This is a genomic window from Actinoplanes sichuanensis (genome assembly GCF_033097365.1).
GTDB classification, from domain to species: domain Bacteria; phylum Actinomycetota; class Actinomycetes; order Mycobacteriales; family Micromonosporaceae; genus Actinoplanes; species Actinoplanes sichuanensis.
This window is the reverse complement of the sequence record NZ_AP028461.1, coordinates 2,570,741-2,585,287: the sequence shown is the minus strand read 5'-3', so window position 1 is coordinate 2,585,287 and position 14,547 is coordinate 2,570,741. Positions and strand designations below refer to the sequence as shown.

The following is a 14,547-nucleotide window of genomic DNA, read 5'->3' as shown; positions in this document are numbered from 1 at the left end:
CCGAGGGCCAGGGTCGCACGCTGAAACCATGATGACCCTGGAGAACCTCACCGCCACCGATCGCGCCACCGCACTGTTCGCCTCCCGGCTGCCCGCCGGCGTCCCGGTCGCCCCGGCCACCCTGCACGCCGCGATCACCGAGGCGTTACACGACCACGGCGGCCCACCCGGATGCGCTGGCCAGATGGCCGCCGTCTACGGCGAGAATCCGGCGTACGCCACCGCGCGCATGCGGTGGGCGCTGGCCGTCCTGCGCGCCCCGACCCGGTCGTGAACATCCGGGTGCTGGTCGCCGACGACCAGCCGCTGATCCGCGCCGGCATCGCCGCCCTGCTGCATGCCGAGCCGGACATCGAGGTGGTGGCGGCCACCGACGGCGGGCCGGACGCGGTCAAGGGCGCCGCCACCCACCTGCCCGACGTCGTGCTGCTGGACCTGCCGGCCGACGACGACGGCATCGGGGTCGAGACGATCGGCCGGCTGGTCGGCGACGGGGCCCGCTACTGCCCGCAGCGTCCGGTGCGGGTGCTGGGGATGACCGCCGGCTACCACCCTCAGTTGGCCTGGCGGGCCCTCGCCGCCGGTGCCGCCGGTTTCCTGCTCAAGTCCAAGCCGCCGGAGCTGCTGCTCGGCGCGGTCCGGGCGATCGCCGAGGCGGGCGCCTGGCTCGACCTGATCGTGCTGCGCGACATGCTGGTCGAGCTCGCCTGCCGCCCGGCCGGCGGACCGAACCCGTCACGGCTGGTCGCGCGGCTCACCGGCCGGGAACGGGAGGTGCTGGTACTCCTGGCGTACGGCCTGGGCAACAGCGAGATCGCCGCCCGGCTGTTCCTGAGCGACGCCACCGTCCGTACCCACATCGGTCGGATCCTGATGAAGTTGCAGTGCCGAGACCGGACCCGGGCGGTGATCGTCGCCTACCGCTCCGGGCTGGTCCGCATCGACGGCGGCGACGGTCCCTGACCGCTCTGCCGACGGAGGGTCGCGGCCAGGTCCTCGATGTCCTTCGCGGTCTGCGGGTCGAACGTCAGCATCGCGGCGTCGTTGCCGGTCAGCCCGTCGAGCAGCGCCCTCGCCTCGTCCTGATCAGTCCCGCCGACCACGCAGCCGGCCCTACCGAACTCCAGGTGGGCGCGGCTGTAGTAGATGCCGAGGGTCCGGTGCAGGGCGGCGGCGATCGGATCACCGGCGCCGTTGCGGCTCCGACGCTGATCGGCGATGTCTCGCAGCCGGCCGGGCACCGCGGCGTACCGGTTGGTGCCGCCGACCGCCAGGAACGCCCCCACTCCCGGCTGGAGCAGCGCCACCGCGTCCCGCTCGTCCACCCGGGAGGCCGGTGCCCCGATGTGGATCAGCAGCGGCTCACCGCGGATCACCGTGGCGAAACCGCGTCCGGCGTTGTCCGGAACGGTGAGCAGCGGGGTCAGCCGGTACGAGCCGGGTTCGTCGAGCGGATGGCCCTCCGCGCCGAAGGTGAGGTTGACGTTGCGGCTCAGCGACGCGCCCGGCGCCAGTAGCTGCGGTCCGGGCGTGACGTCGGTGAAGCAGCGCTGCATCAGCGGCGCGAACGCACGCGCGTCGGCGAGCCCGGCCGGTCTCGCCCCCGGGTCGCGTTCCATCATGATCTGCAGGAAGCCCGCCTTGACGTCGAGCAGGTTGCGGGGCAACGCGACCGGCTGGGATCCGGCGTTGGACAGCAGCACCTGTAGCACCACCGGCTGCCCGAACGCGAACAGCGTCCCGCCGCGCGGCGGCACCAGTCGCAGCACCAGGCCGCGGTCCGGTTCCGGCGGCACGTGCGCCGGCTTCGCGCCGGGCGCCGTGCTCCAATAATCGACGGTGTGGAACGGCGACGCCCCGGGCATCACCGCACGCCGTGTCCCGTGCCGCAGGAACGACACCTCGTCCGGGTCGAACCGGAACGCGAACCGCTGCCAGTACTCCGCCTGCCGGCCACCGCCCCGGTACTGGTCGGCGTAGTTCATCACCGAGGTGGAGTCGGCCCGGCCGACCTCCAGTTCGAAACGATGCGTCAGGTTCAGTACGTGCCCGACCTCGTGCGCCATCGTCCAGGCGATGTCGTGGTCCTCGCGGCCATCGCTGAAATGCTCGCGGATCTCGTCGACGAAGACCGCGCAGCCCTGCCGGGGCCGGTCCACCACGTCGAACATCACCCCGTACAGGCCGTTGCGCTCGGCGAACGGGTGCGACAGCATCAGCAGCTGCGCCCGCCAGCCGGATCCGGCCAGATCGGGGTTCGCGAACCGCGCCATGGTCTCGTCGAGGGCGCCGTAGATGTTGCCCTCGTGCCACTCCCAGCCCTCGACGCGGCGCGGGATCAGCGCGCCACCGTCCCGGTAACGGATCTCCACCCCGGCACCGGCCAGACAGGCCTGCAATGTCTCGCGGGCGCCGTCCGGGATGATCACGCCCACCTCCCGTTCGACCTCGACGCCCAGGATCCGCAGCGCCGGCCCGGTCCCGGTGACCCGGATGTCGATCGGGTCGACCGCCGGCAACGCGTTGAGCTGCCGGTCGAGACGTAACCGGACCGACGGGCGGCCGTCCGGCATCGCCTGCAACTCCAGCACACCACCGGAGACCCGACCCTCGGAGTCCTGACAGCGCATCCGCCACGGCCCGACCCGGCCCGGCGCCGCCGCGTCCGGCGAGGTACGGAACGACGCCAGGAACACCTGCCCGCCGCCGGTCGTCAGGAACAGGTCACCACTGACCACGCCGGCGGCGGTCGCCTCATTCCGCAATTCCAGGAACAGGCCTGCGCCACTTCCCTCGTACCTGCCGTCCGGCGGCAGCGTCATGTCGGTCATGAACTGATTCTTCGGCGCCGTCCGGTGCCCGGCGTCAGCCGCTCATCCGAATTCCGATGTCGGATCAATGACGTCTACACCCGGCCGGATACGCGAATGCGCGTACGCCGTACCACGTAGCCGTTGACGTCTTGTCGCGGACGCCGGAAAGGCGTCCCGGAAAACACCATGGGAATCCGGCACCGGCGAAAAGGAGTTCCCATGACCCGCAAGGCATTGCTGGTCGGAATCGACATCTATCCCGACCCCCGCAACAACCTCAATTCCTGCATCGCGGACACCCTCGCGTTCCGCTCCCTGCTGATCTCCCGGTACGGCTTCCAGGCCGCCGAGATCACTCTGCTGCACAACAGCAGCGCCACCCTCGCGAACGTCCGCGCCGCCCTCGACGACCTGGTCGCCGGTGCCGAGCCCGGCGACACCCTGGTCTTCTTCGAGTCGTCGCACGGCTACCGGTTCCCGCAGGGCGACACCATGGTCGAGGTCCTCTGCCTCTACGACGGGTTCCTGCACGACTCCGAACTCGTCGACCGGGCCGCGACCCTCCCGCCCGGCGTGTTCACCTGCGTCGCCGACGCCTGCCACGCCGGCGGTCTGAACAAATTGTTCTTCGCCCCCGACGGCGCGCAGTTGATCCGGGCCAAGGTGTGGCAGCCCTCGGCCGACGACGCCGACCGGCACGCAGGCGAATCCAGCCAGGTCACCCGGTTCAAGTTCTTCGGCCGCGAGGCCACCGGCGACAGCGCGGCCGTCGCCAAGAACCTGGTCACCGTGCCGGAGAACCTGCTGCGGACCAAGAGCAACGGTGCCGAGAGCGTCCTCAACGGTGCCCTGTTCGCCGCCTGCCAGGCCGACGAGACGGCCGCCGCCGGCAGCGCGGCCACCGACAACCTGTCCGCCTTCACCTACGCCGTCGTCCGTGAGGTCACCGGCCCGATCCAGCTGCGCACGCTGGCCGAGCGGGTCACCGCCCGGCTCCAGGCGATCGGCATGCGGCAGACCCCGCGCGCACTCACCCCCGTCGGCCCGCCGCAGCTGCTCGACCGCGGCTTCATCACGTTGCAGCCGGTCGGCGGCGGCGTCGTTCCCACCCCGCAGCCCGATCCCGAGGAGCAGTTCGACCCCTGGGAGTGGCTGCGCGACCAACTGTCCGGCGTGCTCTGACCAGGCACGACCGGGAACACCGAACAGGAGAGGAACCCCATGTCCACCAACAAGCTCGACGCCCGCATCGAGAACCTGCGGGCGCAGATCGACAGCGCGATGTCCTCCGGCGGCACGAAGGACTTCGACTTCCCGATCGGCACCCCGACCGTCCCGGACTTCACCACCGTCGTCTACCCGCTGCTCGACGCCTACCGGCACGCGGTACAGGTCAACCCGGCGAAAGCGTTCGCGCCCAAACCGGTACCGGCCAAGTCGCTGGAGAACCCGGCGGTCCTCGGCGACAAGGATTTCTGGTCCGACCTGTGGGGCATCGTCCAGCAGGTCGCGCCGATCATCATCGGCGCGCTGACCAAGGACTTCAACCCGTCGGTGAAGTCGCTCAAGCAGGTGGTCGCCGAGCTGCCACCGAACCTGCGCGACGACCCGGAGTTCCGGGCCTACGCCACCGAGCTGCTGCTCTACACCGCCCAGCACACGATGGGCGCCCTGTCCGGCGCGAAGAACTACACCGACCCCAAGAACGTCCCCGCTCCGCCGCAGCCGCCGGCCGGCAAGGACTTCTGGAGCGACGCGTGGAACTTCGTCCGCGACGCCATCCCGGTGGTCGCCCCGATCATCCTGAGCCTTCTCTAGGCCCGCGATGAACGCGCCCGCCCGACCCGCAGGCGCGGACCCGTCGCCGGAGCCCTTCCGGGCTCCGGCGCACGGCGTCCACGAGGCCATCGCCGACGCGCTCGCCACGCTCCACGAACCGGACCTCTCCGGTTTCGGCCCGGCCGCCGTCGACACCGCGATCACCGAGATGTACGGCGACCACCCGACCCTCCGTCCGGCCTACCGCGACTGGCTCTACCAGCACGTCAGCGACGCCAGCTTCGGCCTGACCCGGATGAGCCCGGCCGGACCCGGCGACGCCGCCGTCCGCAGCAAGGACTTCACCAGCACCTACCACCGACTCACCGGCCTGTTCACCGAACGGATCGTGATCCTGCAACGCGCCCGCCCACAGATATCCCTCGTCGCCCCGAAGGAGACGCGATGACCGACGACGGCCACGCCCGCGCCCCGGTCGAAGACCCCACCCTCGGCATCGAGGTGGACGCCGGATTCAACGGCGACACCCCACCGAACCGTCTGGTGACCATCGGCGATTCGCTGCTGCACGGCATGCAGAGCGGCGCCGTCTACCAGACCGACCTGTCCGCGCCGGCCATCATCGCCCACGAACTCGGCTGCCTCGCCGACTTCCGCTACCCGACGTACGGCGGGCCCGGCGGCCTGCCGCTCAACATCGAACTGCTGCTACGGGTCCTGGAACAGCGCCACGGCACCGACCTGAACCTGCTCGAACTACCGTTCGCGCTGTTCACCGGCCGGCAATGGCTCGACGGACTGGAGGACTACTGGGAACGCGGACCCGGCTCGGCCATCCCCCGCACCACCGGCGTCCCGCACAACCTCGCCATGTACGGGTGGGACCTGCGCGACGCCCTCGACCAGACCGTCGACCGGTTCCTGGCTCGGCTGAGCACCCCCACCGACGACTTCCTCCAGCAGCGGGTCCAGAACGACTCCGAACGGGCCGCGCTGCGCATCTATCCCACCGAACCCGAGCACGCCCGCAACCGCTCGGTCTTCGACCTGGCCGAAGAACTCGGCAAGGAGGGCTCCCCGCACGGCATCGAGACCCTGGTGGTGTTCCTCGGCGCCAACAACGCGGTCGGTGCGGTCACCAGGCTGAAGGTCGCCTGGAGCGGCGACGACTTCCGCGACCTCGATCGGAAGAACGCCTACACGGTCTGGCGGCCGGAACACTTCGCCGCCGAACTGGCCGAGGTCGCCGGCCGGGTCCGCGACATCGGCGCCCGGCACGTCATCTGGTGCACGGTGCCGCACGTGACGATCGCCCCGATCTGCCGGGGCGTCGGCGGCAAGATCGCGCCCGGTTCGCGCTACTTCCCCTACTACACCCGCCCGTGGATCCGGGACCGGGACTTCGACCCGGCCCGCGACCCGCACATCACCGCCGCCCAGGCCCGCGCGGTCGACGAGGCGGTCGACGCCTACAACGACACGATGACCGAGCTGGTACGGGCGGCGCGCGAAAGCGGCCAGGACTGGTACCTGCTCGACATGGCCGGGATGCTGGACCGGCTCGCCGACCGCCGCTATCTGTCCGACGTGGCGGCCCGGCCACCGTGGTGGCGGCCGTATCCGCTGCCCGCCCCGGTGGCGGCCCTCGATCCGCCGTTCACCTCGGACTTCCTGACCTCCGACGGGCGTGGCGGCCGGGCCACCGGCGGCCTGTTCTCGCTGGACGGCGTGCACCCCACGGTCACCGGGTCGGGCATCCTGGCCCACGAGATCATCCAGGTGATGGTTCGGGCCGGGGTCGAGTTCCGCACTCCCACCGGCATGCCCCGTACCGGCCCGATCAGCGTCGACTTCGACCGGCTGCTGCGCCGCGACACTCTGGTCACCCGCCCGCCGCAGAACATCGGGTCGGCCCTGACCAATCTCGCCTGGGCGGACGAGGCCCTCGACCTGCTGCGCATCGCCCTGCCGTTCTGACCTTTCCGGAAGGAGTACCACCATGTCCATCGACCCCCGCTCCGACGAGGGCCTCGACTTCGGCATCGACTCGATGATCCGCGACGAACCCGGTTACCGGATCGGCTTCACCGTCGAGGCGCTCGGCAACGACGACAGCCTGGAGATCGTGCTGCGTACCATCGACCGGATCACCTGGTGGAAGTCGCTGAGCTACTTCATGTTCGTGCAGGGCAACCGGGGCACCGGCCCGGAGATCCGGATCGAGACCGAAGACGACACCCACGAGGCCCGCCAGTTCCTGTTCGGACCGGCTCTGACCAGCATCGCCACCCTCGAACTGTGGAAGGGCGGCATCGGCGGGTTCGGCGCCTTCGCCGGCAGCCTGCCGATCAACGCCTGGGCCAACCAGGGCCGTCGGATCATCTTCACCTGGCACCAGGACTGACCGCGCGCCCGCCGGGTGCCGGGTCAGAGTCGCACCAGCAGGTGACCGTCCACGTCGCCGAACACCGTCTCGTACCGCCAACGCCGACGCAGACGCGCCGACTCCCACGGTTCGAGACTCGGCGTCCGATAGTTGAACTCCAGGCGGCTGCCGGGGATGCGGGTGACGATGCGCGCTATCGCGGTGCGGTCCGGATGGCCGTAGATGGCACCGTTCGTGGAGAAGACGAACCGCCGGCAGTCGAGGATGTCGAGCAGTTCGCCGCTGACGTTGCCCGCCGAGCCGTGGTGTGGCACCTTCAACGCGCCGGCACTCACCCGGCCGTTGCCGGCAGCGAGGCGGCGCAGCCCCGGTACGAGCACACCGCAATGCGCGTCACCGGTGAGGATGACGCTTCGGCCGTCGAACTCGGCCAGGAAAGCGATGCTGGATCCGTTCGCCTCCGAGTCGTCGGGGGCGAACGGGGCCGCGGCGAGCGCATCGGGATCCAGCGGCTTGTCACCCAGTCGGTCCGGTTGCACCGGGCGCTCGTGCACCGGCGGTGGGCCGGCCGGCTCGGCCTCCTCTACCACCTCCTTCCAGGCCGGTCGCAGGTCGGCGAGCGCCTGACGGGTGGGCGACAGCAGGGTGAGCCGCAATCCGCCGGGCAGTTCGCGCACCGGGAGCGGACCGGTGTCCGGGACCATCACCGCGCCGCCGTCGAAGGCCGCGTTCCACGGCAGCCGCCGTTTCCGGATGGCCTTGCTGAGGCGTTCCCCCTGTTTCACACCGAGCTGATCGCTCGGCAGATGATGCCACCCGTTGAACCAGACGTCCCCGATCCGGTCCGGCAGGTCGCCGTGTTCCAGCATGCGCAGCACACCGGTGATGTGGTCGGCGTCGACGTGGGTCACCACGAGGAGGTCGAGCCCGCGCACCTGCCGGAGGGCGGCGGCGATCGCCTCCCTGGTGATGTTGCTGCGGGGACCACCGTCGACGAGGACGTGATGGGGCGTGTCCGGCGGGCCGTACTCGAGCAGGAGCGCGTCGCCGTGCAGCGCGGGCAGCACCCGTAGCCTCAGCACGGCGTGCCGTCCGTGGTGATCAGCCAGTCCGCGTCTCCGAAGGCGGCCAGCGCGAGAACAGTCAGGTTGCCCTCGGCGAGCAGGCGCCGGCGTAGCGCGAGCATAACCTCGCCGAGCCCGTGCGGCTTGCGACGGCACGCCTGATAGATCTCCTCGACCAGCGAGGCGGCGACCGGCGCCGCATACCGCCCGAGGACCTCGGTCAGGGTGGCGATGACCACCTCCGCGCCGGCACCACGCAGCAGGCTGGGGAAGTTCTCGTAGCTGATCCGTCCGGCGCACGCGGTCTCGCAACCCAGCAACGCGACGATCGCCGGTCGCCGGTCCGGCAGCAGATCGCTGGTGATCTTCCACAGCCGCGCATTCGCGCCGATCTCCAAGCCGTACCCGTCGTACCTGTCGGAGTACACCGTGTGCGGTAGCACCATGAGTACCGCCGGATGATGCCGGGCGACCGCGGGTGGCCAGTCCTCCCACGTGGCGACCTGCCACACGGTCGGTGACAGCCGCCGCAGTGTGGCCGCGAGCAGGTCGACCGACCCACCGGCGAACCCGTCGACCCGGTCGCTCGCGGCGAACAGGATCGGGCCGAGCGGTATCCGGTTGCGGTCGCGGGCCGGACTGCCCCGGAGCTGGAACTGGTCCGCCGCCGGCACACCGGGCCGGAACGCCTGCCGTTCGATCACCTTGGTGATACCCCAGAACCCGAAGGGGCAGACCACGTCGGCGTGGTGCGGTCCCGGGCAGCCGGAGGCCGGATCGTCGACGCCGAGCGCCTCGACGGCATGCGGGCAGAGCCGGGCATTCACATCCGGCATGGCGAAGTCGTACGCGAGTTCCAACGGCAGGAAGGCCTCCGCCTCCGCCGAGACGATCTGGAGGTACGTCGACCCGCGCAGTGACGCGTTCAGGTTGGCGGCGTCTCGCTCGATCGCCTGTCGCAGCAGGAAGCCGTGGTAGGCCAGGAAGATCAGCAACTCGACCGCGGCCGGGTCGGCGAGGCTCCCGACCTGCTGATCGCTCATGATCACCTCGGCGAGGCGGCCGCGGATCCTGCTGGACGCCGTGTCGACCGCGTCGCCGGTGAACCTGATCGTCGCGGCGTTCCCGTCGGCCACCGCGGTCAGCGTCGTCTCACCCTCCGGCCCATGACCGGCCATCAGGGCGGCGTCGAAGGAGCGCCGCTCGTGGAGTTCCGCGGTGGTCGGGCTGACGGTCGCCTCCGGCCGGACCGGCGACTCGAAGCTGGTCTCGGCCGGGCCGACCTCGGTCGGCAGCCGGGCCGCCTGCAGGACCCGATTGCCGCTCAGGACGATCAGGCGCGCGTCGACGGAGGTCGTGTCCGGGAGTGTCGTCAGTTCGAACGTGACCGCATCGCTGTCGCCGGTCGGCGGCAACTCCACCTGCTGCACCTGCGGAACCGCGAGAAGGTCGTTCTCGGTCAGCACGATCAGCAGCGGTCGCCGCCCGCCGGTTCCGGGCTCGTCCGGGAAGGCCGCCCGCGCGCCGAGCCAGTCCTGCCGGCCGGATCCGATGAAGACGTCGATCCGATGCCGGGTGGCGGGTCGGAACCGCCGTAACGGCATTGCGGTGCCGTCCTGATCGGTGATCCGGGCATGCAGCCGGCGGCGGCCGACGCTGTCTCGGATCAGCGGCGCGGCGCGGCGCTCCAGGTCGAGAAGATCGGTCGCCTCCCCGCCCTCGCTCTCGAAGAGTCCCCAGTCGGCGGCGAATTCGAAATGGGCGGCCAGCTCCTCCGGTCCGTCGTTGAAGCCACTGATGGCGGAGCAGGCGCCGCCGGCCAACCGATCGCCATCGGCGGCGATCCCGCGGAGAATCGCCGCGGTGTCCCGCGCCCGACGCGCGATGGTGCCGCTGCCGATCGACCGCGCGTCCGCGATGATCATGGCCGGTGCGGGTGACGCCGCCCGGACAGCGCCATCGAACGGCTTGTCGTGCGACAGCTCCCGGCAGATCTCGACGATGCCCGCCGCGGTGGGCGGCGCCGGCAGGACGCCGATCGACCAGGCTCCCACCTGCCGGGCGAGAGTGGCCCACGGCCCATCGGCGCCCGAGACCAACAGTGCACCGGCGCGCACCTCACGCGTGCGGTCGATCGTGGCCTGCGTGGACGCCACCGACCCGGGCAGCGCCAGGATGTCGCAGGCGATCCGTTCACGACCGACGACGACCGGCTCGATCAGCTCGCTGCGCCACGGATGGCCCTCGAACGACCGCAGGAGATCGCCGAGCAGCCGGCGCCCGTCCTCGTCGTCGAGCACGCCGATCCGGATCGGCACCCGCCACGGCTCGGCCACTCGGATGGACTCGAACGGCAGGTACGGGTCCGCGCACCTGGTCAGCGTCTCGACCGTCCACAGTGTCGCGGGATCGGACGGGTCCAACTGCAGGGCGAGAGCCGGGCGTTCTTCGAAAGGCACGCGCCGCCAGGCTGCGGCCCACTCGGCCACGGTCGGTGTCGCCGCCGTCTCCCCATCGCCGATGTCGACGGGATCGGTCCAGATGTAGTGGTCCCGACCCGGCGCGAGGGCCTGCCGTAGGAAGGCCATCGGTGTCAGCTCGCCTCCGCTTGCGGCCACACCGGCGGCGGCCAGCGCCGATGCCAGATCGGCGTCGCCGGCCGAGGTCGCCCAGTCGCCGTAGCGTTCCCGGCTCATCCTGGCAGCACAGCACAGCCTGACCCGTCGGGGCCGCGTTGTGTCCCTGATCCGCCATCGACCACGTCCTTGCTGATCACTCAGCGCGACCCGTACGGTACTCACTGGCGGGAAGGGAGCGCCGGATGGCAGACGAGCGCCAGACCGACGAGACACCCGGCCACCACGACCACGTACCGATGATCGTCGCGGGCGACGGCGCACCGATGGACGAACGCCGGCTCGAGGCGCAGATCGACCGGACCAACACGTGGCACAGCCCCGCGCAGTGGCGCGCCAGACTCGCCGAGATCGAGAACCAGGTGTGCCGCATCGAGTTCCCGTATCGCGGCAAGACCCACCGGGGAACCGGCTTCCTCGTGGGCCCGGACCTCGTTCTGACCAATCACCACGTCGTCGCGCCGCTGTTCGCCGACGACGCCGACCGGTCGAGGGTACGACTGCTCTTCGACGACGCCTACCAGCAGGACGGCAGGACGCTGCTCCCCGGCCCGGAGTACCGACTGGCGGCCGATTGGTGTGTGGACTCGAGCCCGAGGAGCCCGGCCGACCTCCAGGCGGATCCGGTGGTCGAGCCGAGCCTGGAGGAACTCGACTTCGCGCTCCTTCGCGTCGCCGGTGACCCGGGCGACGAGGCGGTGGGTGAACGCGCCCGCGGCTGGATCCTGATGCCGCGGGACGACCACGAATTCGAGTTGAGCAGGACACTGCATATCGTGCAGCACCCCGAGGGGCAACCGATGGTGATCGCGTTCGACACCAACGCCGAACCGAAGCTCAACGGAGCCGGCACCCGGTTGCGCTATCGGACCAACACCAAGCCGGGATCGTCCGGCGCCCCCTGCTTCGGCTCCAGCCTGGAGTGGGTCGCCCTGCACCAGACCGGCGACCCCGACAAGAACATGCTCGGGTACGCCCGGTACAACCAGGGGATCCCGGTGGCCGCACTGCGCGGACGGCTCACGGACCTACTGCCCAGCGCCGCGAAACACGAGAGTGCCACCGCGGTCCGTCCCCGCGCCGGCCAGGTCCGCCGGGCTCCGCAGGGTGCGGCACTCGCCTATGAGTTGGAGCAGTTCCTGGCCCGGTCGGCCCTCACCGAGAGCAACGCGTTGCTCCTCGTGGCGACCCCCGACGCCACCGGTCCCGAGTCACCGTGCCGAGCGGAGATCGAGAACGCCTGTGCGCAGGGTCGGACCGTCATCGCGATAGTCGACGACATCACGGCCGAACGATCCGGTTGGGCCGGCGAACTGAAGGCCGAAGATGGCCGTGACGGCTGGAGGAACCTGGAGCAGCGCCTGCGGGATGCGACGCCGGTCGAGCGTCGCCGATCCGGTGCGCCGCCCCGATTCGTCCGTGCCGGCGAGAAGGTCGAAGTGGTCGGTGACGAGGTCCAGGACCGCAGGTACTACCTCGACCGGCTGATCGAACTGCTCCAAGGCCCGGAGCCGGGTGCGATCTATCTGCGGGGTCCGAGCGGGATCGGGAAGACCGGCGTGGTGGCCAAACTCGGCGACGAACTCGAGGCCGGCCGGATCGACACCGAGTATCGGGGCTTCGCCTACCTACCGGTCTTCGGGTACCGCCCGGTGAACGCCGCTGCGCTGGTCCACGCGATCACCGACATGCTGCCGGACGGCGAAGCCGCCGACCTCGTGCGCCGCGCGTGCCGGTCCGCGCAGCCGTGGCGAGACATCCTCGACCTGGCTCTCGACGGACTGGCCCGCACCGCGGTGCTGGTCGTCGTGGACAACGCGGACGAGCTGCTCGACGGCGACGCGACCCTGAGCGACCCGGAACTGCGCGAATTGGTCGATCACCTGCTCAGCCGCCACGATCACGGCGCACGGCTGCTGCTCGTCGGCGGGCCGGTCGGCAGCGGCCCGGACCACGTTCCGGACTTCTGCGAGCCGGTCCCCTTGGACGACGGTCTGCCCGAACCGGACGCCCGTGACCTGCTGCTGCGACTCGACGCCGCCGGACGCGGCCGGCTGAACCGCGATCCGGAGGATCTGGTGCAGCACTTCACCAGGTTGACGGACCGATCGCCCCGCGCGATCGAACTACTCGGCGCCCTGGTCAATCTCGAGCCGGACCGGACACTTCGCCAGTTGATCGACGATCTGCGAAGCAAGACGACCGCGGACGCCGCCAACGATGTCCGGCGCCAGGTGCTCAAACAGCTGGAACGCGACGCGGTGCTGATCCTGCAGGCTTTGGCGGTCTTCGGTCGCCCGGTCACTCCGGAGGCGGTCGACTTCCTGCTCGCCCCCTACCGGGCGAGTCTGCGCAGCGCCGCCCCACTGCTGAGGCTGCACCGCCTGCGACTGGTCCGCCGCAACGACGACGGCCGGTTCTTCCTCCCGCCGAGAGACGATCAGCGATGGGCGCTGGCATCGATCGACAACGGAACGGTCTTCACCAGGAACGCCCTGAGCAGCCGGGCCGCAGACTATTTCAAACAGCGGATCGACGTGGGCGAACCGCCCCGGGACATCCACGACCTCGACGACCACCTGCATGAGATCGATCTGCGAATCCAGGCCGGCGAGCACGAACAGGCGATGCGGCTGATCCGCCACCTCAACAGCACCTACCTGATGCGTTGGGGACGCGGCGGTGTGGTGCACGAACGCCTCAACCGCCTGGTGGGCAAACTCTCAGATCTCGACGAGTACCACCGGCTGTGTGCTCTGACCTGGATGTTCACCCGGCAGGGGCGGGCCGCGGAGGCGGCGCAGCAGGCCGATGCCGCCCTGCGGCTCGCACACCGGCGACGGGAGGCCGCACGCCTGCTGGTCAGCCGAGCACACGCGGAATTCAGCCAGGGCCTGCTGGACGAGGCCATCACGACCTACCGGCAGGCACTGCGGAAGATCCCGCTCGGCTTCATTCGCGGTCGAGCCATGACCCGGGCCGCGATCTACGTCGGACTCTCCCAGGTACACGTCCAGACCGGCGGGTTCGACACGGCACTGACACTGCTGGGAAAGGTCGAACCCCTGCTGGCCCTCACCTTCGACAGCCGGAGCGGCGACGCCTACCAGCTCCGGGTCGCCGCGGCCGGGAACCGCGCCGTCATCCACCTTCGACGTGACGAACGGCCGGAGGCCGAACACTGCCTCGACCACTTGCGGCGCACAGCCGAGCGGGCTGAACTCCGGCCGGAGCTCGCGGCGGCACACCTTCACCTCGCCAACCTGCGCATCGCACAGCAGGAATGGCGCGCCGCGGAGGAGTCGGTCGCGGTCGCCGGTGAGATCGCGGCCGAGACCGGCAATCTGCACCTGCGCCGGGACGCGCAAACCGTCCTGGCCATGGCCGCTCTGTGCCGCGATGAGCTCAAGCAGGCCGGTGACGCGATCCGCATCGCGGTACGACACGACCCGACCGCCGAGATCCTGATCCTGCAGGGCACCATCGCGCTGCAGAAGCAACAGCGACAAGAGGCCCTGACCGCCTTCCGGCAGGGGTGGGACCTGCTTCCGGCACGACCGGGTCGCGACTTCCACCTGCTGGACGCACAGGGCCTCATCCTCACTGGACTGGCGTTGTGCACCGATCAGCCGCACCACGTCGACGATGCGGTCGCGGCGTTCCGGGCGGCCCGCGCGCTCACCGAGGCCACCGGCGTGGTGAACCGGATCAAACTGTTGCTGACACGACTGGGGACGCCGGCAGCGCCGGTCCCGGCCGAGGTTCTGGCCGCTGCCGGCTGCTGACCACGAACAGGCAGAACACCACCACGATCAACACCACCAGGGCACCAAGGCCACCGAACAGACCCCGACGACCGCGACTGGAGT

11 protein-coding genes are annotated in these 14,547 nt (G+C 70.4%); 8 read left to right on the top strand and 3 right to left on the bottom strand.

Annotated elements, in window-relative coordinates; all coding sequences use genetic code 11:
* The first annotated feature begins 28 nt into the window (after positions 1 to 28).
* Positions 29 to 274, top strand: a complete 246-nt coding sequence (locus tag Q0Z83_RS11470; protein ID WP_317793842.1) for a hypothetical protein — start codon at positions 29 to 31, stop codon at positions 272 to 274.
* Positions 271 to 963, top strand: coding sequence for a response regulator transcription factor (locus Q0Z83_RS11465; protein ID WP_317793841.1), 693 nt, complete (start codon positions 271 to 273; stop codon positions 961 to 963). Before Q0Z83_RS11470 ends, Q0Z83_RS11465 begins: the two co-directional genes overlap by 4 nt.
* Here Q0Z83_RS11465 and Q0Z83_RS11460 read toward each other — a convergent pair.
* Positions 918 to 2,831, bottom strand: coding sequence for a hypothetical protein (locus Q0Z83_RS11460; RefSeq protein ID WP_317793840.1), 1,914 nt, complete (start codon positions 2,829 to 2,831; stop codon positions 918 to 920). The genes Q0Z83_RS11465 and Q0Z83_RS11460 overlap by 46 nt on opposite strands.
* A gap of 201 nt (positions 2,832 to 3,032) precedes the next feature.
* On the opposite strand from Q0Z83_RS11460, the gene Q0Z83_RS11455 reads away from it, so the two are divergent.
* The 5 genes from Q0Z83_RS11455 to Q0Z83_RS11435 are packed head-to-tail and all read left to right on the top strand — an operon-like array spanning position 3,033 to position 6,996.
* Positions 3,033 to 3,995, top strand: coding sequence for a caspase family protein (locus Q0Z83_RS11455; protein ID WP_317793839.1), 963 nt, complete (start codon positions 3,033 to 3,035; stop codon positions 3,993 to 3,995).
* A gap of 39 nt (positions 3,996 to 4,034) precedes the next feature.
* Positions 4,035 to 4,631 (top strand): hypothetical protein, encoded by a 597-nt coding sequence (locus Q0Z83_RS11450; protein WP_317793838.1) that lies wholly within the window; start codon positions 4,035 to 4,037, stop codon positions 4,629 to 4,631.
* A gap of 7 nt (positions 4,632 to 4,638) precedes the next feature.
* Positions 4,639 to 5,040, top strand: a complete 402-nt coding sequence (locus Q0Z83_RS11445; protein ID WP_317793837.1) for a hypothetical protein — start codon at positions 4,639 to 4,641, stop codon at positions 5,038 to 5,040.
* Entirely contained in the window at positions 5,037 to 6,569 is a 1,533-nt protein-coding gene (locus Q0Z83_RS11440; protein WP_317793836.1) for a hypothetical protein, read from the top strand. Before Q0Z83_RS11445 ends, Q0Z83_RS11440 begins: the two co-directional genes overlap by 4 nt.
* A gap of 22 nt (positions 6,570 to 6,591) precedes the next feature.
* Entirely contained in the window at positions 6,592 to 6,996 is a 405-nt protein-coding gene (locus Q0Z83_RS11435) for a hypothetical protein (protein ID WP_317793835.1), read from the top strand.
* 23 nt (positions 6,997 to 7,019) lie between these two features.
* Here the strand turns inward: Q0Z83_RS11435 and Q0Z83_RS11430 are convergent, their stop codons facing one another.
* Positions 7,020 to 8,060 (bottom strand): ComEC/Rec2 family competence protein, encoded by a 1,041-nt coding sequence (locus Q0Z83_RS11430; protein ID WP_317793834.1) that lies wholly within the window; start codon positions 8,058 to 8,060, stop codon positions 7,020 to 7,022.
* A complete protein-coding gene (locus tag Q0Z83_RS11425) occupies positions 8,054 to 10,738 on the bottom strand; it encodes a hypothetical protein (protein ID WP_317793833.1) in 2,685 nt (894 codons plus the stop codon). Before Q0Z83_RS11425 ends, Q0Z83_RS11430 begins: the two co-directional genes overlap by 7 nt.
* Before the next feature lie 125 nt (positions 10,739 to 10,863).
* Between Q0Z83_RS11425 and Q0Z83_RS11420 the strand changes: the two genes are divergently transcribed.
* Positions 10,864 to 14,463, top strand: a complete 3,600-nt coding sequence (locus Q0Z83_RS11420) for a trypsin-like peptidase domain-containing protein (RefSeq protein WP_317793832.1) — start codon at positions 10,864 to 10,866, stop codon at positions 14,461 to 14,463.
* The last annotated feature ends 84 nt before the right edge of the window (positions 14,464 to 14,547 follow it).

What these genes read in the sequence shown, in the direction of transcription:
- Q0Z83_RS11470 (WP_317793842.1), top strand. Translation starts at nt 29, where the DNA reads ATGATGACCCTGGAGAACCTCACCGCCACCGATCGCGCCACCGCACTG.
- Q0Z83_RS11460 (WP_317793840.1), bottom strand. Translation starts at nt 2,831, where the DNA reads ATGACCGACATGACGCTGCCGCCGGACGGCAGGTACGAGGGAAGTGGC.
- Q0Z83_RS11455 (WP_317793839.1), top strand. Translation starts at nt 3,033, where the DNA reads ATGACCCGCAAGGCATTGCTGGTCGGAATCGACATCTATCCCGACCCC.
- Q0Z83_RS11450 (WP_317793838.1), top strand. Translation starts at nt 4,035, where the DNA reads ATGTCCACCAACAAGCTCGACGCCCGCATCGAGAACCTGCGGGCGCAG.
- Q0Z83_RS11445 (WP_317793837.1), top strand. Translation starts at nt 4,639, where the DNA reads ATGAACGCGCCCGCCCGACCCGCAGGCGCGGACCCGTCGCCGGAGCCC.
- Q0Z83_RS11440 (WP_317793836.1), top strand. Translation starts at nt 5,037, where the DNA reads ATGACCGACGACGGCCACGCCCGCGCCCCGGTCGAAGACCCCACCCTC.
- Q0Z83_RS11435 (WP_317793835.1), top strand. Translation starts at nt 6,592, where the DNA reads ATGTCCATCGACCCCCGCTCCGACGAGGGCCTCGACTTCGGCATCGAC.
- Q0Z83_RS11425 (WP_317793833.1), bottom strand. Translation starts at nt 10,738, where the DNA reads ATGAGCCGGGAACGCTACGGCGACTGGGCGACCTCGGCCGGCGACGCC.
- Q0Z83_RS11420 (WP_317793832.1), top strand. Translation starts at nt 10,864, where the DNA reads ATGGCAGACGAGCGCCAGACCGACGAGACACCCGGCCACCACGACCAC.